The following is a 21,538-nucleotide window of genomic DNA, read 5'->3' on the forward strand; positions in this document are numbered from 1 at the left end:
CCGCCGCCCTCGTCAGTGATGGCGCTTATAATCCTACCCCTCAGACCAAGTCAACAGCAACTTTCAAAAAAAATTCAAAATCGCTCAGCTGCTTGAATCTAAAGCGATATTTTGAATCGCTCCTTATGAGAGCACGGATAGCGACAGGTCCTGAGCGCCCGTACAATTCAGGGTAAATTTCATCGTCTACCATCGTCGGAAACAGTGCAGATGTGATCGGTAATTTTCGTCTCTGCCCTTACAAATTCACAATCGAATGTTCTTCCGATGCACATGATTCAGGCACGTTTGGCCTGCAATCATCAATCCATCCCGATTTGACTTTTCGGTAATAAATATGCACTTCTTCCGCCCACGCTTTCAGGATTGCTCGAAAAGGAACCGGACCCGATTGGCATGATGACGGACAAAGTGGTGCTCCGATCGCTTGGCAACGAGCCGCCAATCCTGGCCGATGGCCGCCGGGCGCCCGACCGCCGCGAGATTTCATTGCGCTGGCTTTCGGGCACGTTCCTCACAGGCATTACCTCGAGTATTCTCATGGGCGTTGCGCTGTTTGCGGCCCTTGACGGTCGCCAGCAGCTTGCCATCCCCGCGGAGGCCTATGCGACTGCCGACCTCTCCCATGACAATCATAACGGCAATGTCACCCGAGGCAGCCGGCTCATCGCGCCAGCCATCGCAGCCAGGCCCTCCGACAAGACGGTCATGGACGTCTCCACGGTGGTCAACGACGGCGAGAAGGAGGTCGTCCGCCGACAACCTTTCGTCCATGTAAAGATGACGCTCGCCGCAAATCACGTTGCGACCGAAGACTATCCCGACTTCGATCCGCTTTCGATCTTTTCCGCGGAAAACAGTATCCCGGCTGCCGCCAATCGCACCGGCTCGATCTATGGATCCGATGTGGAATCCGAGGTCAGTCTGAAGACCGTTCCCTTCCCGACCAAGGATGCATCTTTCACCTTTGCCAAAACCATGTCTCTCGACGAGGTGGAGGAGAATGTTCGCTCGAACGGTTCTGTTCTTACCGACGGCAATACCCAGCTTTCGGCGCTCTACTATGTGGATCCGCAACGCTTCGCCAATGATGACAGCGACGTCGATCTGACCGCGGGGCTTGCAGCGCGGGTTCTCGAGCAGAATATGTCCGTCGCCGCGCAGGAATCGATCACACCACAGACGCCTGAATATGCCGACGACGTCATTCCGGTCCGCCAGAACATGGCGATCACACAGGCCCTTGCGAATGCCGGCTATCCGAAGCCGCAGGCAGACGGTATTGCCGCATTCCTCTCGCCGCAACTCGGCACCACTGACCTTGCGGCCGGCGACGTGCTGCGCATTGGCATTATTCAGAAAGGCGAGCAGGCAAAGATCATCCGCGCCAGCCTCTATCACGGCACCCAGCACGCGGTGACCATGGCGATGGACGATCAGGGCCGTTTCGTACCCGGTGCGGAACCGCCGAAGCTCGATGCCATCGCCAGCGCTTTCGACGACACCAATATTACCGTAGCCGCCGGCCGCGATCTGCCCCGGATCTACGACGGGATTTATCGCGCCGGCCTTTCCTACGGCATGACGCAGGACATGATCGCCCTGATCATCAAGCTTCTGGCAAGCAACGTCGATTTCCAGGCACAGCTGAAGCCGCAGGATTCGCTGGAGGCCTTCTTCTCCGCCGCCGACGAAAGCGGAAAGGCCGCACCCGGTTCCGAGCTCCTCTACGTCAACGCCAAATTCGGCGACACCGTCACCCGCTTCTATCGTTTCGAGGATCCGGACGATCACTCGATCGACTATTTCGACGAGGACGGCAAGAGCATACGTCAATTCCTGCTGCGCAATCCCGTTCCGAACGGCCACTTCACCTCAGGCTTCGGTATGCGGCGCCATCCCGTTCTTGGTTTTGCGCGCATGCATACCGGCGTCGACTGGGCTGCGCCGCGCGGAACGCCGATCATCGCAACCGGCAACGGCGTCGTGGAAAAGGCAGGCTGGGATTCCGGCGGCTACGGCAACCAGACGCTTATCCGACATGCCAACGGCTACGTTTCCTCCTACAACCACCAGAGCGCCATCGCAAAAGGCGTCGTTCCGGGAGCTAAAGTGGTTCAGGGTCAGGTTATCGGCTTCGTCGGTTCGACAGGCGTGGCCACCGGCTCGCACCTCCATTACGAGCTGATCGTCAACGGCACGCGGGTCGATCCGCAGCGTATCCGCCTGCCGGGCGGCAAATCCCTAGAAGGCGTAGCGCTTGCGAAGTTCGAAGACGAGCGTAAGCGCATCGATACGCTGCTCGGCACGCCGAGCGAAGTGGCCAGCCGCAACTGATTGCGGCATGCGGCCAATGGGAACCTCGCAGAGACGGAAACCTCGCGGAACGACAAGCGCCGCGCATCCGGAGATGCGCAGCGCCTGAATAGCTCAATTTTCGTCTGGATTAGGCCGCTTCGCTGACCGATCGGCGGGGCCGGAACAACAGGCGGTCGGTACCGCTGGTGACCTTGACCGTCGAGCCGTCCGGAATCTCGCCGGACAGGATGAGCTCGGCAAGCGGATCCTGAACATATTTCTGGATCGCCCGCTTCAGCGGCCTTGCGCCATAGACCGGATCGTAGCCCTTGTTCGCAAGCCAGCTGCGGGCATCCTCGTCCAGCTCCAGCGTGATCTTGCGTTCCGACAGGAGCGCGACCAGACGCTTGAGTTGGATGTCGACAATCGCACCCATTTCCTCGCGGCGCAGCCGGTGGAAAAGGATGATCTCATCGACGCGGTTCAGGAACTCCGGCCGGAAGTGGGCACGCACTTCGCCCATGACGAGCTCGCGAACCGCCTCGCTGTCTTCGTTTTCGCCGAGCTTGGTCAGATATTCCGCGCCGAGGTTCGACGTCATGATGATCATGGTATTGCGGAAATCGACCGTGCGGCCCTGCCCATCTGTCAGGCGTCCATCGTCCAGCACCTGGAGCAGAACATTGAAGACATCCGGATGCGCCTTTTCGATCTCGTCGAACAGGACGACCTGATAGGGGCGCCGACGGACGGATTCGGTCAAGGCACCACCTTCCTCATAACCGACATAGCCGGGAGGTGCACCGATCAGCCGGGCAACGGAGTGCTTCTCCATATATTCCGACATGTCCATGCGGACCATCGCCGTTTCATCGTCGAAGAGGAAGCGTGCGAGCGCCTTGGTAAGCTCGGTCTTGCCGACGCCGGTGGGGCCTAAGAAAATGAACGAGCCAATCGGCCGGTTCGGATCCTGCAGGCCTGCACGCGAACGCCGCACTGCGCGCGAGACCGCTTGGACGGCATCCCCCTGGCCGACAACCCAGGCCGCCAGCTCGTCTTCCATGCGCAGCAGCTTCTCGCGTTCACCTTCCAGCATCTTGTCCACGGGAATCCCGGTCCAGCGGGAGACCACATGGGCGATGTTATCAGGCGTCACGACCTCCTGCACCATCGCATCGCGGCTTCCGTCGCTATCTTCGGCAGCAGCCAGGTCCTTCTCCAACTTCGGAATGACGCCATAGGCAAGCTCTCCGGCCCGTTGGAATTCGCCCTTGCGTTGGGCGATAGCCAATTCGTTTCGGGCTTCATCGAGCTGCTTCTTCAGGTCCGCAGCCAATCCGAGCTTCTGCTTTTCCGATTGCCAGCGCGCCGTCAGGGCATTTGCTTCCTCTTCGAGAGCGGCAAGATCGGCTTCCAGTCGCAGCAAGCGGTCAGCCGAAGCCTGATCGGTCTCCTTCTTCAATGCTTCGCGTTCGATCTTGAGCTGGATGATACGGCGGTCGAGTTCATCGAGTTCTTCCGGCTTGGAATCGACCTGCATGCGCAACCTTGCGGCCGCCTCGTCCATCAGGTCAATGGCCTTGTCCGGCAGGAAACGGTCGGTGATGTAGCGGTTGGAAAGCGTGGCAGCGGCGACCAGGGCTGAATCCGAGATCCGGACCTTGTGATGCTGTTCGTATTTTTCCTTCAATCCGCGCAGGATCGAGATGGTGTCCTCGACCGTCGGCTCGTCGACCATGACCGGCTGGAAGCGGCGGGCAAGTGCAGGATCCTTCTCGACATGCTTGCGGTATTCATCGAGCGTGGTGGCACCGACGCAATGCAGTTCGCCGCGGGCAAGCGCCGGCTTCAGCAGATTGGATGCGTCCATTGCACCATCCGCCTTACCCGCGCCGACCAGCGTGTGCATCTCATCGATAAAGAGGATGATTTCGCCGTTTTCCGCTTGCACTTCGTTGAGGACGGCTTTCAGTCGCTCTTCGAATTCGCCGCGGAACTTCGCGCCGGCAATCAGGGCACCCATGTCCAGCGCCATCAGCCGCTTGTCCTTCAGCGATTCCGGCACGTCGCCATTGACGATCCTGAGCGCCAGGCCCTCCACAATCGCGGTCTTGCCGACGCCCGGCTCACCGATCAGCACGGGATTGTTCTTGGTACGGCGGGAAAGAACCTGGATCGTGCGACGGATTTCATCGTCGCGGCCGATGACCGGATCGAGCTTACCCTCTCGGGCCTCGCCCGTGAGGTCGCGGGCGTATTTCTTAAGCGAATCGAAGCCCTGCTCCGCATTGGCGGAGTCGGCAGTGCGACCCTTGCGAATATCGTTGATGACCTGGTTCAAGGCGATCGGCGTCACGCCTGCGTTCTTGAGCGTGGTCGAAGTCGAAGCGGATGGCTCGATGGCGAGCGCCTGCAGCAATCGCTCGACGGTTACGAAACTGTCGCCCGCTTTTTTGGCGGCCTCCTCGGCGGTCGAAAATACCTTGGCAAGCGGTTGCGCCAGATACACCTGACCATTGCCGCCGGAGACCTTCGGCAGTTTTGCAAGTGCCGCATCATTGGCAAGACGTGCTGCTTTGACGTCGCCGCCGGTCCGCTCGATCAACGAAGCGGCCATGCCTTCATCGTCGTCAAGGAGTACTTTGAGAACATGCTCGGGTGTGAATTGCTGGTGGCCCTGTGCCAGGGCGTAGGTCTGTGCGGATTGCAGGAAGCCGCGGACCCGCTCGGAATATTTTTCGATATTCATACTGTACCTCCATGAATCGCCCTGCCCTTATATGGCGCAGGCCGATGATTGAGATTGAGTTCCCTCAAAAGGCAAACTCTTTTCTCCTCGCCACGATTGAGATTTGCGGCGAAGCAGTCTGGCAGAATATGGTATGGTATTTGAAGAGTTTAAAGGCCCGCAGAAATGAAAAAACCCCGACTGGGCCGGGGTTTATTACAAGAATCAGATCTAGAATATTCCGCTTCGGGTCCTATTCGGAAGCAGCCGCGGCAAGCACCGGCGCATCCTGCGCCTCGCCGCCAGAACCTTCGGCTGCGCCTTCCTCACCCTGAGCATCGCCATTGGCGCTACGACGCGGTTGACGGCGGGGACGATTGCCCGCGTTGCGGCGACGCGGCTGGCGTTCGCGCTGGCCAGAGGCCGGAGCCTCTTCTTCGATGGCGACCTCGGCCGGGATTCCCTCGATCACGGGCTGCGGACCCGTTCCGTCGATCACCTCCGGCTGGGGAGCCGGCTGAGCCACGACCACAGGCCGCTCCTCGACTTCGGCGGTATCCAACTCGTCGATATCGCGGTCGATGTTGTCACGATCACTGAAATCGTGACGATCATCACGCTGGTAGCGCTCCTGCATCTGCGCCTGGGCGGCGGCGATGATGCGATTGTAGTGCTCGGCGTGCTGGAGATAGTTTTCGGCCATGACACGGTCGCCGGAGCTCTGTGCATCGCGGGCCAGCGCGGAGTATTTTTCGGCGATATGTTGAGCCGTACCGCGAATCTTCACATCCGGACCGGAGCTGTCATAAGTCCGCGTCAGCGGATTGGACCCCTTGCGGTTGAAGTTGTTGTTATTGTTGTTGCCGCCGCCGCCGTTGTTGTTGCCGCGCCCTCGACCGCGCTTGTTTTGCTGTCCTGGCCTCATCGATCGCTCACCTGAATTCTCTTGTTGTGATGAATACATGGCACCCACAGCCATGCCCGCAAACCGGGTCAGGCCTCTGTGCCGCAAGCAGGCGGCGCCTCGCGCCGACCTGTCGCTTGTTCTCAAGTCAGATTAACTGATTCACGCATTGGGCTGTGTTCAACCTTTGAAACTTTCGTTTAAAGAGGGAACCTCCGAGGCGATCCAGATACGAACGAATCCCGTTCACTCCAGGACGCCCAACGCGTGAGCGCAACCTATATCGCTTCCTCAGGAAATCCAAGTCTTTTCTTCGCAATAGCAATAACGTCCCATTGACTGCTGCAATTTGTCGCTCATCCGTTGCACGCGAACACCAGTACACGATCGTTCTGACCATAGTCCCGAACCGCCTCCAGCAAGTGAAAGTGCGAGGCCTCGAAGATCGCCGTCACAGCGGCCCGTTGATCGTAACCGATCTCCAATCCGACAATGCCGTCGCGATGCAGGAACCTTGCCGCATCTTTGGCAATGGATCTGTAGGCGTCAAGCCCATCTATCCCGCCATCCAGAGCTGTTGAAGGATCAAAGTTCTTCACTTCCGGAGCAAGGCTGGAAATGACACTGCTCGCAATATAGGGCGGATTTGAGACAATCACATGAAACTGATCTTGGATAGTCTCGAACCAATTGCTTTGCAAGCTGCGGAACCGTCCTTCAAGACCATTCTTTTCCGCATTTTCTTCCGCGATTTTCAACGCTCCTGCGGAAATATCGCTTCCTGTCCCAAGGGCATCTGGGCATTCCTGAAGAAGTGCCAAACAGATTGCGCCTGTCCCTGTTCCTATGTCGAGTATATGGATATTGCCATGCGCAGTTACAAGGCGGTGGGCATAAGGAAGCACCGTATCGACGAGAATTTCTGTATCCGGACGCGGTTCCAGCGTGTCCGGGGAAAGCTTAAGCGAAAGTCCATAGAATGCCCGTTCGCCGAGAATCCGGTGCACTGGCTCATGCGCCAACCGCCGTTGGACGGCCTGCTCGATCACGGCCTGCCGCTGCGGCTCAACCGTCTCGTTGGTCCGCATCAACAGCTCTGTCTTCGACATCCCGAGAAGTCCGGCGACGAGGGTACGCGCGTCCAAGGCCGGATCGTCCAGCTTCGCCTCCGCAAAGCGGCCTCGTACCTCCCTGAGAATATCAGAAACCGTCGCTTCGGCCTCCTTCATTGCTGCTCGCCGAGCTGTGCCAACTGGCTTGCCTGATAGTCCGCAAGCAGTGCATTCACCACCTCGTCCATATCACCTTCCATCATCCGATCGAGCTTGTAGAGCGTCAGGTTGATGCGGTGATCGGTGACCCGCCCTTGCGGGAAGTTATAAGTGCGGATGCGTTCCGAGCGGTCGCCGGATCCGACCTGGCTCTTGCGGTCAGCCGAACGCTCGCTGTCGGCTCGCTGCCGCTCGAGGTCATAAAGCCTGGAGCGCAGCACTTGCATTGCTTTGGCGCGATTCTGGTGCTGCGATTTTTCAGAGCTTGTCACGACGATGCCGGTCGGCAGATGCGTGATGCGCACAGCCGAGTCGGTCGTGTTGACGTGCTGACCGCCAGCGCCGGACGAACGCATTGTATCGATGCGGATATCTTCCGCCCGAATGTCGATGTCGATCTCCTCGGCCTCCGGCAGAACGGCGACGGTGGCTGCGGAAGTATGGATGCGTCCGCTCGCTTCCGTTTCGGGGACGCGCTGCACGCGGTGGACGCCGGATTCGAATTTCAATCGCGAGAAAACCCCCTTGCCGGTAATCGTCGCGATAATTTCCTTATAGCCGCCCGCCTCACCGTCGCTTGCCGACAGGACTTCCACCTTCCAGCCGTTGGCGGCGGCAAAGCGTTCATACATGCGGAAGAGATCACCGGCGAAGAGAGCGGCCTCGGAGCCGCCCGTTCCGGCACGGATTTCCAGGATCGCGCTCCTCTCGTCGGCGGCGTCCTTCGGCAGCAGCAGGATCTGGATCTCCTGTTCCAGTCTTTCCAGCCGTTCCTTCACGTCCGGCAGCTCGATTTCCGCCAAATCCCTCATCTCGCGATCGACAGTCCTATCGGAAAGCATGTGGTCCAGATCCGCAAGCTCGGCCACCGCCCTCTCATAGGCGCGAATCTTCGCGACGACAGGCTGCAGTTCGGAATATTCCGAGGCAAGTTTAACATAAACCTCGGCCGACGGGCCCGCTGACATGCGCGCCTCGATCTCGCCGAACCGGCGCTCCAGCTCACGCATCTTTTCGACAGGAAGCTTCGCCACCCTACACTCCAATTCTTTTTATATGTTTCTAGACCGGAATATTGTGGCTCTCGGCGAAGCCGACAAGGACATCGCGCATCGATAAGGTCGGATGCGTGTCGTCAAGTGCCTCGTCCATGACCTTGGCAAGCGCACTGACATCGAGACCGAGCAGCATGGCCTTGACGGGACCGATTGCCGCCGGAGACATGGACACGGAGCGGAAACCGAGACCAAGGAGAGCCATCGCCGAGATCGGCTTTCCAGCCATCTCGCCGCAAAGCGTCACCGGCGTCTTGTTGCGCTCGCCGGCCCTTATGATCTCGCGCAGGATGCGTAGGAACGGACGGCCAAGCACGTCGAAGCGGTCGGCGACCCGCGCATTGCCGCGATCGACGGCCATGGAGAACTGGAAGAGATCGTTCGAACCGACCGAGACAAAATCGACTGCATCCATCAATTCGTCGAGTTGCCACAGCAGCGCCGGCACTTCCAGCATGGCGCCGAACTGAAGCTTGCGCGGCAGCGTATAGCCGAAACGCGAAAGATGCTGCACTTCCTTCTGCATCAGGTCGCGCACCGCCTGGATCTCGGAAACCTCAGTGACCATCGGCACCATCATCCGAAGCTCGCCGCCGGCGGCGGCTCTCAGCATGGCACGCAGCTGCGTGCGCAGCAGTCCCGGCCGATCGAGAGAAAGCCGGATCGCTCGCCAGCCAAGTGCGGGATTCTCTTCCTCGTGGCCGCGGAAATAGGGCACGACCTTGTCGCCGCCGATATCGAGCGTGCGGAAGGTCACCATTCGCTCGCCCGCCTGCTTCATGACGTTCCGGTAAAAGGCTTCCTGCTCGTCCGCCTTCGGCATGGTGGACGCGATCATGAACTGCAGCTCGGTGCGGAAGAGCCCGATACCCTCGGCGCCCGATTCGGAAAGCTGCGGCAGGTCGACGAGCAGGCCGGCATTCATCAGGAGCGTGATACGCTGCCCGTCCTTCGTCACCGGCTCGACTGAACGCAGTGCCCTGAACTGCGCCTGCCGCCGTGCCCGGAAACGCACCTTCTCCTCGTAGGAGCGCTGGTGGTCGGCCATGGGCCGCAGGTGCACGTGCCCCTCGTCGCCGTCGATGATGACCGGATCACCGTTTTCCGCAAGCGCTACAACGCCCGCCGCCTGACCAACCACCGGTATTCCCATGGCCCGTGCAACGATGACCACATGGCTGGTGACCGCCCCTTCTTCCAGCACGAGGCCGCGGATATTGGCGCGTGGATAATCGAGCAGCTCTGCCGCACCCATGGCACGGGCGAAAATGATCGCGTCGCTCGGGAAGCCCTCGCCGGCGGTCTTTGCGGTATAGCCGGTCAGTTGCCGCAGCAGTCGGTTGGCGAGGTCCTCGAAATCATGCATGCGCTCGCGCAGATAAGGGTCGGTCAGGCGCATCATGCGCGCCTTGGTGTCGCTCTGTACCTTCTCGACCGCCGCTTCCGCCGTCAGGCCATTGCGGATCGCCTCTTCGAGCTTGCGCGCCCAGCCCTGATCGTTCGCGAACATGCGGTAGGTTTCCAGAACCTCGCGGTGCTCGCCTTCCATGGAGACCTCACGGCGCGACAGCATATCGTCAATCGAAATGCGCAAGGATCCCATCGCCTCGGAAAGACGACGGATTTCCTTCTCCGTGTCCTCGTTGAGCAGATTGGTGACGACGATACGCGGCTCGTGCAGCACGACATAACCGAGGCCGATGCCTTCATTGTAGCTGTCGCCGTCGATCGTCACCGAACGCGTAAGGTCAAGTTCCAGGCCGGGCTTGGTGATCTTCTTGAGCTCGCCCGTCGCGATCATCTCGGCAAGGACCATCGCCGTCGTCTCGAGCGCTTCCAGCTCCTCGTCGCGATAGGTGCGACTGGCCTTGTTCTGCACAACAAGAACGCCGAGCGAACGCCCGGTCCTCAAGATCGGCACACCGAGAAAGGAATGATAGATTTCTTCACCCGTCTCCGGCAGATAACGGAAGGCCGGATGCGACTGTGCATCGGAGAGATTGAGCGGTTGGGCGGACGCGGCGATGGTGCCGACGAGGCCCTGCCCCATCTTCAACTGCGCAAGGTGGACAGCCTCCCGTTTGAGGCCTTCGGTCGCGTAGAGCTCAAGAATGCCATCGGCGCGCAGCACATAGACGGAGCAGACTTCCGCCACCATATTGCTCGCAATCTGGCGCACGATCCGGTCGAGGCGCTCCTGCGGCTCGAGCGGCTCCGCCATCAATTCGCGCAGCCGCTTGAGCAGAACGCGCGGACCGCCGGAAAGGTCTCTCATTGCGTCACTCGCTCCCCGATACCGATGTCTCCGCCGGCAGGTGGCCTGTCCGAACTGTCCTCCGTCAGGGCCCGTCGTTTCTCAGCGTTAAATCAACTCTTATCCAGACCGTAGCAGGAATGCAAAGTCCGCACAGCAAGTTCTGCATATGGACCGTCGATCAGGATGGAAATCTTGATTTCCGAGGTGGTAATCGCCTTGATGTTGATGCCTTTTTCGGCAAGTGCACGGAAAGCGGTCGCCGCAACGCCCGCGTGCGAGCGCATGCCGATGCCGATCACCGACACCTTCACCAGTCCTGATTCGTTCTGGACGACATCGTAGCCGATCTTGCCCTTGTTCTCGGCGAGAACCTTGATCGCCTTCTCGACATCGCCCGAAGGCACCGTGAAGGTCATGTCGGTCTTGGATCCGTCCTCGGAGATGTTCTGGACGATCATGTCGACATTGATATGGGATTCGGCGAGCGGCCCGAAGATTGCGGCCGAAACGCCAGGCCGGTCGGCCAGACGTCGAAGCGAGATCTGGGCTTCATCCTTGGCATAGGCGATGCCGGTGACTACTTCCTGTTCCACGATTTCTTCCTCGTCACAAATCAGCGTTCCGGGCGGGTTCAACAGATCGCCCATACCCGGCGCATCGGGATCCTCGAACGACGAACGCACGAAGGTGCGCACCTTGTGCACCATGGCGAGCTCGACCGAGCGCACCTGCAGCACCTTCGCGCCCAACGACGCCATTTCCAGCATTTCCTCGAAGGCTATCTTTTTGAGGCGCCGTGCCTTCGGCTCGATGCGCGGATCGGTCGTATAGACGCCGTCTACATCGGTATAGATGTCGCATCGGTCGGCCTTCACTGCCGCTGCAATCGCGACTGCTGACGTATCCGAGCCACCGCGCCCGAGGGTCGAAACGCGGTTGTCGGGTCCGAGCCCCTGAAAGCCGGCGATGACAGCGACCTGCCCCTCGCCCATGCGGCGAATGATGTCGGCCCCGTCGATTTCCATGATGCGCGCCGCGCCATGGGCATTGTCGGTTTTAATCGGAATCTGCCAGCCCTGCCAGGAGCGCGCATTGATATCCATCGCCTGCAGCGCGATCGCCAGCAGTCCCGAGGTCACCTGCTCGCCGGAAGCGACGATGGCGTCATATTCGCGCGCATCGTAGAAAGGCGAATTGGCGCCGATCACTTTCGGCATTCCCTGCACCCAGCCGACCAGCTCATTGGTCTTGCCTGACATGGCGGAAACGACGACAGCCACCTCGTGACCGGCATCCACTTCCCGTTTCACATGGCGGGCGACATTCTTGATACGGTCCAGATCAGCGACGGAAGTCCCGCCGAATTTCATCACGATGCGCGCCATCAGCCTCTACCGGTACCTATTCGCGGCGCTCCGTCCCGGAACGCGCCCGACAAACGATCTGGACCGCCGCGCGCTCCCGAAAAACCCGCGGCTTCCGGCAAGATCATGCGCTGGCAAGCGCCAGGTTGCGGCGTCTCTTAGCGGCTTTGGACAGCAGGTGCAATGGGAATGAGCAGCGGCTATAGAACGCATAGCGCCGTCCATCATACTTAGCCGAGCAACGGCATTTTGCCGAGACCGAGAATATCGTTGGCGAGCGCAACCGCCATACCGATGGCAAGAACGAGCACGCCGACCATGAAAAGACGACGCGCCTGGTCGTATTTGATGACAAGCAGTGAATCGCGCCCAAGAAGATCCGCCAGGGCCTTCACCTGAATGACGATGCCCGCAAGCAGCAGGGCGGAGGGTAGGATATCGATGCGGCTCCAGTCATTCGGATTGGAAACCCAGTTGCTGATGAGGTTGAATGAAAAGCCGAGGATGATACCGACTGCCGTCACCGACCCGTTGCGGAATGTCGCATCGATCTTATCTTCTTCCGGCTCCGACATCGCTGCGCCTCTCGGCTGATTCCTCGATTGCATTAGGAAGGCAGAAATTGACGAGAGTGGCAAGAGGCAGACCGGCCGCCCTCGTCCCCTTGACTTCCGTTCCCGATCGTCCGACTTCATCGTGATCGGTATAGGAGAACTGCAATGAGCGAAGCGGCCAAGACAACGATCGACCAGAGCGAAGTGGACCGCTTTTCCGCCATGGCAGCGGAGTGGTGGAGCCCCACCGGCAAGTTCAAGCCGCTGCATAAGTTCAATCCGGTGCGGCTTGCCTATATCCGTGATCAAGCGGCAGCCAATTTCAACCGTGAACCGAGAAGCGCCCGGCCGCTTGAGGGGCTGCGCGTACTCGATATCGGCTGCGGCGGAGGCCTGCTTTCCGAGCCGATGGCAAGGATGGGCGCTTCCGTGGTCGGCGCCGATCCTTCGGAAAAAAACATCGGCATCGCCTCCACCCATGCGAAAGCGTCCGGAGTGTCGGTCGACTACCGTGCAGTCACCGCCGAAGAACTGGCAGAAGCCGGCGAGACCTTCGATATCGTACTCAATATGGAAGTCGTCGAGCATGTCGCCGATGTCGATTTCTTCATATCGACCTGCGCGAAGATGGTGCGCCCGGGCGGCCTGATGTTCGTCGCGACGATCAACCGCACCATGAAGGCGGCCGCTCTTGCCATCTTCGCGGCGGAAAATGTCCTGCGCTGGTTGCCGCGAGGGACGCATCAATATGAGAAGCTGGTGCGTCCGGAAGAGCTGGAAAAGCCGCTTGCAGCCGCCGGCCTCGACATCACCCACCGCACGGGCGTCTTCTTCAATCCGCTGCAGAATCAGTGGAACCTGTCAAAGGATATGGACGTCAACTACATGCTGTTGGCACGCCGGCCGGCCTGAGCGAACGCTATGTCTCGAGCGATCTGACGTAGGCCAGCAGTTCACTCTGATTCCCGGCATTCTCGGCGGCGAGCCCCCGCACGCGGTCACGGTCGATCGCCATTGCGCCGCCGTCGGCCGCATAGGCCTCCTTAAAATTGAAAGCGCGAGGCCCCGGTCCGTTGTCATGAAGGTGCTCCAGCCTCTCCACGCCTTCCGACCATTCGGGAACATGATCCTCTCCAACCCACCAAAGAACCAGGGGCGGCCAGCTCTGCCTGACGTTCCAGTGTCGCGCGCCCTTCAACGCCTCCGCATGGACACCATTGTAGGAAAAGGCCATAAGCGATTCGATATCGGTCCAGAGCGACAGCGAAGATGGCGCCGTCTCAAAGCCGCTTTCCTGAATGAAACGCGGAAACACCTGCCTCCCCCAACTCGCCGGTCCCGGTTCGCCGCTATAGCCCGATCGCGCAATGAATCCCTTCGCGCGTGCGGCGGCCTCAAAATTGGCCGGCTCGCGTAGGCGGAATCCCTTGACCGCCAGGCTATCGTAAGGTGCCACATGCAGACCGAAATTGTAGATTGCGAGACGCCAGGCGGAAGAGCCGCCCATTTCAGTTCACATCATCAGGCAGTACCGGCAATGCGGCAATCTCGATGCCCTCTTCGACAAGAGCCTGCGCCTCGTCGGGCGTTGCCTTGCCGATAATGCCGCGGGGATCGGCCTCGCCGTAGTGGATCTTGCGCGCCTCTTCCGGGAATTGTGTGCCGACATCCTCGGAATTGGCCTTGATGGCGGTGATGGCCTCCTTGAGCTTGACCATTGCCTCCCTGCGGGCCGTATCCATCGCCAGCGTCTGCATCTCTTCCTTCTTGCGCCCCGTGGAAACCGAGGGCACCATCAGAAGCTTGGATACGGCGGCCGAGCCGCACACGGGGCAGGACAGAAGACCACTTTCCCTCTGCCGTTCGAAATCAGCGCTTTCCGAAAACCATCCTTCGAATTCGTGGGCATTATCACAGGTAAGCGAATAGCGAATCAAGCAGCGACGCCTCCTGCGTCCACTCCGGTCGTTTTTTCGATCGAGAATTCACGCCCGTTCTTCAGGTTTGGTATTTTATCACGCGCTGCCTTTACCGCCGAGATGTCGATATCGGCCAGCACGACGGCTTCGCCGGTGCCGCCTGCCAAGGCAAGGATCTTGCCCCAGGGGTCGATGATCATCGAATGGCCGAAGGTCTCGCGACCGTCTTCATGCAATCCCGCCTGCGCGGCAGCAATTACGAACATGCCGTTTTCGATAGCCCGGGCGCGCAACAGGATTTCCCAATGCGCCTCGCCGGTCTGTTTCGTGAAGGCGGCGGGCACTGTCATGACTTCTGCACCGGCGATCGCCTGGGCGCGGAAAAGTGCCGGAAACCGGACGTCATAGCAGATCGTGAAGCCCATCTCGGCAAAAGGCAGTGACACGACCCGGGCCTCGGAGCCTGGCCGATAGGCAGCGCTTTCGCGCCAGCTCTCCCCATTGTCGAGATCGACATCGAACATATGAATCTTGTCGTAACGGTTGAGGATCCGCCCGTCCGGGCCGAAGAGGAAACCGCGATTGGCGATCTTGCCGTCATCGAGTGCGATCGCGGTGGAACCGACATGAACATGGATACCGAGCTCGCGGGCCAGATCCCCGCCCGTCCTCACGATGATGTCGCCTGCCTCATCCTTCAGCACCGCGCGCAGACCTGCCCGGTCCTTCTGAACGGCGCCCGTCATCTCCGGCGTCTGCACATAGACGGCGCCCTTCGAAGCGGCATCCCTGACGAGACGCGCCATCACAGCAGCGTTCCTCTCGGGATCGACGCCGGAACACATCTGGACGGCTGCAGCCTTGAAGGTCATCATTCAACCTCTAGCTTTGCCAGCATGGGATCGAGCTTTCCCGCCCGATCCAACGCATGCAGATCGTCACTGCCCCCGACATGGGTGCCATCGATGAAAATCTGCGGGAAAGTGGAACCGCCATTCGCCTTTGCGACCATCTCCTTGCGAAGGTCGGGCGAGAAGGTGGCGTCATGCTCCAAATACTGCACGCCCTTGGAATCGAGCAGGGATTTTGCACGGGCGCAATAACCGCAGAACTGGCGCGTATAGATTTCAACCGATGCCATTGACGTCTCCGGACGAAAAGTCAGCTTTCCTGTCATATAGGCTCGGACAAGGCCCTTGCAAAGGTCAAAACCGTCACGTCCGCAGCACCGGCCTTTCTCAGGACGCGCGTTGCGGCGGCAACGGTTGCGCCCGTGGTGTAGACATCGTCGACGAGCACGAGCCGTTTCCCGAAGATGTCCCCCTCCCTGCCCTTGCGAATGCCGAATGCACCGCGAACATTGTCCTCGCGCGCCTTTGCCCCGAGGCCCACCTGCTGGCTGGTCCGCTTGATGCGCACGACGGTTGCAGCCAGAAGCGGCTTTCCGGAAAGGTGGCTGAGATGGCGCGCAAGCTCGGCGGCCTGATTGTATTTGCGTGAAAAGAGCCGGAAGCGATGCAACGGAACAGGGATGATGGCATCGCAGCGCTCGACTTCGCCATCACTCGCCCGCAGCATCCACCCGGCCATCATCGGCGCAAGGTCCGTGCGGTCGCGATATTTCAGGCCATGCACCAGATCGCGCACGACCCCGTCATGCGCTGCAACGGAACGAAGCCGGTCGAAAGGGGGCGGATATGCAATTGCTTCGGCGCTCAGGATTCCGTGACCAAGGTCGTGGGAAAAAGGGCTGCCTAACACTTCGCAATAAGGGCGTTCAATGAAACGGATGCCGGACCAGCATTTCGGGCAGAGGCCGCGGTGCCTACCGGTTGCAACCCCGCATCCCGGGCACCCCGGCGGATAAAGGAAATCCGCAAGTGCCGCCAAGGACCTCCCAAGGCCGGCAAGCCATGCCGATGGCGTGATTTCGATTTTGATGGTCCCCATATGGTTGACATTAGTCTTTTCCTGGCGCCTTTGCGACGGAAAAGCGGATCTGCCGCAAGCAAGGATACCTGCGAGAAAATGCCATGGATATCGTCTTCGACCAGACACTGATCGCCGCCAATCGACGGCGTGCGTTCGTACAAAACGGTCCAAATGCCGCTTTCCTCCTGGATATTGCAGCAAGCGAGATGGCCGAACGCCTCTCGGTTATCGAGCGCCGCTTCGACGAAGCCGTGGAATTTCACGGAGCCACCGGCGCAGCCGGCCGCAAGGCGATTGCAACCGGCAAGATCGGACGTTTGCGGCGCATCGAGGCCAATACCGATTTTGCGGCGCCCGGAGAGACGATCACCACCTCGTCACTGGAAGACGTGCCGCTGGAGCCGCAATCCGTCAATCTTGTCCTGTCGCCGCTGAACCTGCACCTGACCAACGACACTCCTGGCGTCCTTATCCAAATTCGCCGTGCTCTGAGGCCGGACGGGGTGTTTCTCGCCGCCATCCCCGGCGCAGGCACGTTACAGGAGCTGCGCGATGTCCTGCTTGCGACCGAGATCGAGATGACGGGCGGAGCCAGCCCCCGCGTCATCCCCTTTGCCGATGTGCGCGATATTGGCGGCCTGATGCAGCGAGCGGGCTTCACACTGCCAGTCGTCGACGCGGAGAATTATACGGTGCGTTACGACTCCCTCTTTCCGCTGATGCGCGATCTGCGCGCCATGGGCATGGCCAATCCGCTCGCTGCCCGCAGCCGCAAGCCGCTGACACGTGGCTTCTTCCTGCGCGCCGCGGAGATCTACGCAGAGCGCTACTCCGATTCCGACGGAAGGATAAGGGCAACCTTTTCCATCATCTACGCTTCCGGTTGGGCGCCGCATGAAAGCCAGCAGAAACCGCTGCAGCCAGGCTCCGCCAAGGCCCGCCTCGCCGATGCCCTGAAGGTGGAAGAGCACCCGTTGAAGCGATGATCGCAAAGCCCCTTGAGCCGAATGATTTCAGGTCGAATCGACGTGAAATCTGAATCCGTCTCTAAATCAAAAAATTAGAGCGGGATGTTGCCGAAAACCGCGCACACTTTTCGGCATCCCGCTCTAAGGGAGCGGCTTGTCGACCGTGTTCGAGAGCATATTGAACATGTTGGCAAGATTGTTGGAAAGCCCGCCAAAACCGGCGATGAGAGCAACGGCAATGAGCGCCGCAATCAGGCCGTACTCGATGGCAGTTGCACCGCCTTTATCCCGCAGAAACGATAGAATTAAAGACATCCGATCTTAAACCTCTGATTCATTTCTAAAAATCAGCGAACCGGATGTGGTGACATCGGCTAAGCTGCAATGGTATCAACAACGATTGCCGTCGCCATACCCCTGAATGATGCAAACGGACCCCGGCGTATCCTGGAGGATGCTGCGGCGGATCGTATAGCGCTTGCCATGTTCCGATTTGGGAATCGACCCCGTCGTAATGGCGTCGAGCTCCATGGGAGCGCTGGCAAAGACGCTGGATTTCGACCTGTCCGAAAGCATGGGAGTAAGAATGAGCGAAAGCGCCGCGGCTGCCGTTCCGAACAGCAGGGCAATGTTCAGGGCGCCCGTCCTGCGTGACGTGCCCGCAGCCTGTTCTTTCTCCTGAACAGCCTTCCAGAAATCGTCATCAACCATATTGAGTCTCTTTACGCGTGTTACTCGCCCGAACGAGGACGATGTTTGGCAGAAGGTGCTAAATGATCGATTAATATCCACATCCAAATTGGATCTGTGGAAAGTCAGAGCAGGTCCTGCAGGAAGGGAATGAGTGGCTCATCCGCTGGCGGCATCGGATAGTCGCGCAGCGCCTGCGGCCGCACCCACTTGATTGCCTGCCCTTCCTTCCCTTGAGGGATTCCCTCGTAACGTCGGCAAACATAGAGCGGCATCAGCAGATGGAAAGTCTCGTAGGTGTGGCTGGCGAAGGTAAGCGGCGCGAGACAGGGGACGCGCGTCATAATTCCGAGCTCCTCGTTGAGCTCGCGTACCAGCGTTTCTTCGGGCGTTTCGCCAGTTTCGACCTTCCCTCCGGGAAACTCCCACATTCCCGCGAGTGATTTACCCTCCGGCCTCTGGGCAAGAAGGATGCGGCCGTCGCTGTCGACGAGCGCGCAGGCGGCGACCAGAACGATCTTCATTCCCGCCACGTTCGTCATGTCCTATCCTGACGCCAGTAGGAATAACGATAGGCTTCCTTGAAGCCGAAGCGCCGGTAGAGCGCCAGCGCCGGCTCATTGTCGGCTGTGACCTGAAGCCAGGCGGAGCGGGCGCTGCGCATCCTGGCCCAGCGCAGAGCGGCGGCGAGGATTTCCACGCCAAGCCCCTTGCGTCTCTGTTCTTCGATGACGGCAAGCGAGACGATCCCGGCGAGATCGTTGTCCTGCACGCAAAGAACGGTCGCAACCGGACCGGCGGCGATATCCTCTATGACGAAGAGCCCGCAGGGAGGCTTGATGCCGTTGATGATTTCCGCAAGGGCTGGCTTCAGACCTGGCTCGGCCTTGTCCACCATCAGATTCGCATCGACGAAACGACCGACATCGTGGCTCGGCAGATGATCGAGCGTATCCGGCAATTCGAGCGAGGCGAGGTCGCAGGTCATAACGATAGTTTCGTCGAAGCTCGTCCATTGCTGCTCGCGCAGAAGGTCGATCAGCGCCGGCGGCGCCAGTGGCGTCTCGCGGACAGTGAGCGGACGCCCATAGGCCTCGAACTTCCTGCCTGCCTTTTCAAGCCGGATCTCGATATCGCGATGATCGGAAGGATCGAGCGGCACGACGCTGTTCAGCCGCTTGGAAGGGTGCCCGGCGGTCAGCCGCACCTGCCAGCTTCCGTCATACTGCACGGAAGCTGCTGGCCAAGCGCGAAAACCGACGGCCTCCAGCCGACGTACGAGCGGCAGATTGTTCATTGCGATAGACGCTTGCATCAACAGATTGTCAGCTCCGGTAGTCGCCGTTGATGGCAACATATTCCTTCGTAAGGTCGCAGGTCCAGACCGTCGCCTTGCCCTCTCCAAGGCCGAGATCGACTCTCACCGGAATATCCTGCTGCTTCATAACGTTCGAGGCGGCCTCCTCGGAATAGGCCGGATCGCGCTCGCCGTCGACGGCGACGCGCACGTCGCCGAACCAGATGGCAAGCTTGTCACGATCCGCCATCTCGCCCGATTTGCCGACAGCCATGACAATACGGCCCCAATTTGCGTCCTCGCCGGCAGCCGCCGTCTTGACCAGCGGGGAATTGGCGATCGAAAGCGCGATGCGCTTTGCGGCCATGTCGCTTTCGGCGCCGGTCACAGTGATCTCGAGCATCTTCGTGGCACCCTCGCCGTCCCGCACGACCTGGATCGCCAGATCCTTGAGCACCGCATTGAGCGCCGGGCGGAAGCTTGAAAGACGCGGATCGTCCGCGGTTTCGACGCGAACCTGCCCGTCCTCGGCGGCAGCACCGGTCGCAAACAGCATTAGCGTGTCGGAGGTCGAGGTATCGCTGTCGACCGTCATCGAGTTGAAGGTCGGGCCGACGCCTTGTGAAAGAAGAACCTGGAGTGCGGCCGGCGAGATATCGGCATCCGTCACCACGAAGGACAGCATCGTCGCCATGTCGGGCGCGATCATGCCGGCGCCCTTGGCGATGCCGTTGATGGTAACCGTCACGCCGCCGATATCCGCGGTGCGTGTTGCGACTTTTGGGTAGGTGTCGGTCGTCATGATTGCCTTGGCAGCCTCGAACCAGAAATCGGCGGTCGCATCGGCGTGCATCCTGTCCAGGACGCCAGCGAATTTCGCAGCGTCGAGCGGCTCACCGATGACGCCGGTCGAGGCAAGATAGATTTCCCCCTCGCTGCAGCCGACGGCGGCAGCAGCCGATTTAGCCGTGAGCTCCGTCGCCTGCCTGCCCTTGAGGCCCGTGAATGCGTTGGCATTGCCGGAATTGACGACGACGGCACGCGCCGAACCATGCGGAAGATTGCTGCGGCAGAAATCGACCGGCGCTGACGGGCACTTCGAGCGCGTGAAGACACCCGCGACGCTGGCCGGCTTGTCGAAAACCATCAGCAGGACATCGGTCCGGTTCTTGTACTTGATGCCGGCGGAGGCGGTTGCCATGCGCACGCCGCGCAAGGCGGGCACGGAGGCAAAGGTCTTGGGAGCGAGCGGAGAGACGGAACCGGACATGATGCTTCCTGATGATAGTGAAGAGCCCGGAAATTCCGGGCTCGATGGATCTTACTGCTGCGGCTGCGCTGCGGGTGCGCCTTCGGCCGGCTGCTCGGCCGGCGCTTCTTCGCCCGGCTGCGGCTGCTTGTTGGCTTCGTCGTAACCCTTGCGAAGCGTCTCGTCCATGATGTCAACCTTGGACGTCGCCTTCGCCTTGTTCAGGAGATCAAGGTACTTGTCGCGCATGACCAATTGACGAACCTGGTCCTGCACCTGATCGAAGGGCGGCGGCGGTGCATCGCGCTTATCCTCGACCTTGATCACATGATAGCCGAAGTCCGTCTTCACCGGCGTCTTGGAATAGGTGCCCTTGTCCAGCGAAAAGGCGGCATCCTCGAACTCCTTGACCATGCGGCCGCGGGTGAAATAGCCGAGATCGCCGCCTTCGGACTTGTTCGGATCGGTCGATTTTTCCTTTGCGAGCTCGGCGAAATCCTTTCCGGCATCGAGCTCCTTGATCACTTCCTTCGCCTCATCCTCGGTCTTCACCAAGATATGGCGGGCATGGACTTCCTCCTGCTTCGGAAGAGCGGCCACTTCCTTATCGTAACGCGCCTTCACTTCATCCGGGGTCACGGTATCGACCACATGCGCCTTGAAGTAGGCATTGTGGAGTTCGCGGTCCTGGAGATAGGCCATGCGGTTCTTGAATTCCGGCGTATCGTTCAGCTTCTCGGCGAGCGCATCCTGTGCAAGCAGCTTCACGTCGATCGCCGCCGAGAGGGCAGCGACACGCTTCTGATCGTCAGGAAGCTGCGCCAGCTGCGGATCGAGATTGGCAACCGCGAGGTCGAGTTCGGATTGGCGGATTTCCAGGTCCCCGACCTTGGCTATGACTGCATCCGCCTCATCAGCGGCGAACACCGGGGCCTGAAACGCGACGAATGTGGCAAACGCGACCACAGCAAGTTTGTTGTAGCTCAACATAGAAAAACCTTTCGGAGTTACACCACCGGCTTCAGCATCATGTGAATCCAGCCCAAAACACC

Annotated in this window: 21 protein-coding genes; 3 read left to right on the forward strand and 18 right to left on the reverse strand. The window is 59.9% G+C overall.

Annotation, left to right across the window (positions count from 1 at the left end):
- The first annotated feature begins 396 nt into the window (after nucleotides 1–396).
- On the forward strand, nucleotides 397–2,337 hold the full coding sequence (locus AAE029_RS30305) for a M23 family metallopeptidase (protein WP_371076635.1): 1,941 nt from the start codon (nucleotides 397–399) through the stop codon (nucleotides 2,335–2,337).
- 109 nt (nucleotides 2,338–2,446) lie between these two features.
- Here AAE029_RS30305 and clpB read toward each other — a convergent pair whose 3' ends face one another.
- From clpB to AAE029_RS30340, 7 genes are all read right to left on the reverse strand, one after another.
- Nucleotides 2,447–5,047 carry an ATP-dependent chaperone ClpB gene (gene clpB, locus AAE029_RS30310; protein ID WP_371076636.1) on the reverse strand — a complete coding sequence of 867 codons (2,601 nt, stop codon included), beginning with the start codon at nucleotides 5,045–5,047 and terminating at the stop codon, nucleotides 2,447–2,449.
- A gap of 232 nt (nucleotides 5,048–5,279) precedes the next feature.
- Entirely contained in the window at nucleotides 5,280–5,951 is a 672-nt protein-coding gene (locus tag AAE029_RS30315) for a DUF4167 domain-containing protein (protein ID WP_371076637.1), read from the reverse strand.
- A gap of 335 nt (nucleotides 5,952–6,286) precedes the next feature.
- On the reverse strand, nucleotides 6,287–7,159 hold the full coding sequence (prmC, locus tag AAE029_RS30320; RefSeq protein WP_371076638.1) for a peptide chain release factor N(5)-glutamine methyltransferase: 873 nt from the start codon (nucleotides 7,157–7,159) through the stop codon (nucleotides 6,287–6,289).
- On the reverse strand, nucleotides 7,156–8,235 hold the full coding sequence (gene prfA, locus AAE029_RS30325) for a peptide chain release factor 1 (RefSeq protein WP_371076639.1): 1,080 nt from the start codon (nucleotides 8,233–8,235) through the stop codon (nucleotides 7,156–7,158). Before prfA ends, prmC begins: the two co-directional genes overlap by 4 nt.
- A 28-nt stretch (nucleotides 8,236–8,263) precedes the next feature.
- Nucleotides 8,264–10,531: a phosphoenolpyruvate--protein phosphotransferase gene (ptsP, locus tag AAE029_RS30330; protein ID WP_371076640.1), complete on the reverse strand. Its 2,268-nt coding sequence runs from the start codon at nucleotides 10,529–10,531 to the stop codon at nucleotides 8,264–8,266.
- Nucleotides 10,532–10,623: 92 nt separating this feature from the next.
- Complete coding sequence (locus AAE029_RS30335) at nucleotides 10,624–11,898, reverse strand: aspartate kinase (RefSeq protein ID WP_371076641.1); 1,275 nt, start codon at nucleotides 11,896–11,898, stop codon at nucleotides 10,624–10,626.
- A gap of 209 nt (nucleotides 11,899–12,107) precedes the next feature.
- On the reverse strand, nucleotides 12,108–12,452 hold the full coding sequence (locus AAE029_RS30340; protein WP_371076642.1) for a hypothetical protein: 345 nt from the start codon (nucleotides 12,450–12,452) through the stop codon (nucleotides 12,108–12,110).
- 144 nt (nucleotides 12,453–12,596) lie between these two features.
- Between AAE029_RS30340 and ubiG the strand changes: the two genes are divergently transcribed.
- Nucleotides 12,597–13,343: a bifunctional 2-polyprenyl-6-hydroxyphenol methylase/3-demethylubiquinol 3-O-methyltransferase UbiG gene (gene ubiG / locus AAE029_RS30345; protein WP_371076643.1), complete on the forward strand. Its 747-nt coding sequence runs from the start codon at nucleotides 12,597–12,599 to the stop codon at nucleotides 13,341–13,343.
- A gap of 7 nt (nucleotides 13,344–13,350) precedes the next feature.
- Here the strand turns inward: ubiG and AAE029_RS30350 are convergent, their stop codons facing one another.
- Genes AAE029_RS30350 through AAE029_RS30370 form a run of 5 tightly spaced genes read right to left on the reverse strand, consistent with a single transcriptional unit; the run spans nucleotide 13,351 to nucleotide 16,300 of the window.
- Nucleotides 13,351–13,938, reverse strand: a complete 588-nt coding sequence (locus AAE029_RS30350; RefSeq protein WP_371076644.1) for a DUF3291 domain-containing protein — start codon at nucleotides 13,936–13,938, stop codon at nucleotides 13,351–13,353.
- A 1-nt stretch (nucleotide 13,939) separates the two neighbouring features.
- Nucleotides 13,940–14,368, reverse strand: coding sequence for a DUF1178 family protein (locus AAE029_RS30355; RefSeq protein ID WP_371076645.1), 429 nt, complete (start codon nucleotides 14,366–14,368; stop codon nucleotides 13,940–13,942).
- Nucleotides 14,365–15,222 carry a carbon-nitrogen hydrolase family protein gene (locus AAE029_RS30360; protein WP_371076733.1) on the reverse strand — a complete coding sequence of 286 codons (858 nt, stop codon included), beginning with the start codon at nucleotides 15,220–15,222 and terminating at the stop codon, nucleotides 14,365–14,367. Before AAE029_RS30360 ends, AAE029_RS30355 begins: the two co-directional genes overlap by 4 nt.
- The gene (gene grxC, locus AAE029_RS30365) at nucleotides 15,222–15,491 is read right to left on the reverse strand and encodes a glutaredoxin 3 (protein WP_371076646.1); all 270 of its coding nucleotides are present in this window, start codon (nucleotides 15,489–15,491) and stop codon (nucleotides 15,222–15,224) included. Before grxC ends, AAE029_RS30360 begins: the two co-directional genes overlap by 1 nt.
- A gap of 32 nt (nucleotides 15,492–15,523) precedes the next feature.
- A complete protein-coding gene (locus AAE029_RS30370; RefSeq protein ID WP_371076647.1) occupies nucleotides 15,524–16,300 on the reverse strand; it encodes a ComF family protein in 777 nt (258 codons plus the stop codon).
- An 83-nt stretch (nucleotides 16,301–16,383) separates the two neighbouring features.
- Between AAE029_RS30370 and AAE029_RS30375 the strand changes: the two genes are divergently transcribed.
- Complete coding sequence (locus AAE029_RS30375) at nucleotides 16,384–17,268, forward strand: class I SAM-dependent methyltransferase (protein WP_371076648.1); 885 nt, start codon at nucleotides 16,384–16,386, stop codon at nucleotides 17,266–17,268.
- Nucleotides 17,269–17,391: 123 nt separating this feature from the next.
- Here AAE029_RS30375 and AAE029_RS30380 read toward each other — a convergent pair whose 3' ends face one another.
- The 6 genes from AAE029_RS30380 to AAE029_RS30405 form a co-directional block, all read right to left on the reverse strand.
- Entirely contained in the window at nucleotides 17,392–17,565 is a 174-nt protein-coding gene (locus tag AAE029_RS30380) for a Flp family type IVb pilin (protein ID WP_371076649.1), read from the reverse strand.
- 75 nt (nucleotides 17,566–17,640) lie between these two features.
- On the reverse strand, nucleotides 17,641–17,961 hold the full coding sequence (locus AAE029_RS30385) for a hypothetical protein (protein ID WP_371076650.1): 321 nt from the start codon (nucleotides 17,959–17,961) through the stop codon (nucleotides 17,641–17,643).
- A 104-nt stretch (nucleotides 17,962–18,065) separates the two neighbouring features.
- Nucleotides 18,066–18,482 carry an 8-oxo-dGTP diphosphatase MutT gene (gene mutT, locus AAE029_RS30390; RefSeq protein WP_371076651.1) on the reverse strand — a complete coding sequence of 139 codons (417 nt, stop codon included), beginning with the start codon at nucleotides 18,480–18,482 and terminating at the stop codon, nucleotides 18,066–18,068.
- Nucleotides 18,479–19,255: a GNAT family N-acetyltransferase gene (locus AAE029_RS30395; RefSeq protein ID WP_371076734.1), complete on the reverse strand. Its 777-nt coding sequence runs from the start codon at nucleotides 19,253–19,255 to the stop codon at nucleotides 18,479–18,481. Before AAE029_RS30395 ends, mutT begins: the two co-directional genes overlap by 4 nt.
- Nucleotides 19,256–19,265: 10 nt before the next feature.
- Nucleotides 19,266–20,507, reverse strand: a complete 1,242-nt coding sequence (gene argJ / locus AAE029_RS30400) for a bifunctional glutamate N-acetyltransferase/amino-acid acetyltransferase ArgJ (protein ID WP_371076652.1) — start codon at nucleotides 20,505–20,507, stop codon at nucleotides 19,266–19,268.
- Between the two features lie 51 nt (nucleotides 20,508–20,558).
- On the reverse strand, nucleotides 20,559–21,476 hold the full coding sequence (locus AAE029_RS30405) for a peptidylprolyl isomerase (protein ID WP_371076653.1): 918 nt from the start codon (nucleotides 21,474–21,476) through the stop codon (nucleotides 20,559–20,561).
- Nucleotides 21,477–21,538: the final 62 nt, after the last annotated feature.

The organism is Sinorhizobium sp. CB7, from assembly GCF_041357635.1.
GTDB lineage: Bacteria > Pseudomonadota > Alphaproteobacteria > Rhizobiales > Rhizobiaceae > Rhizobium.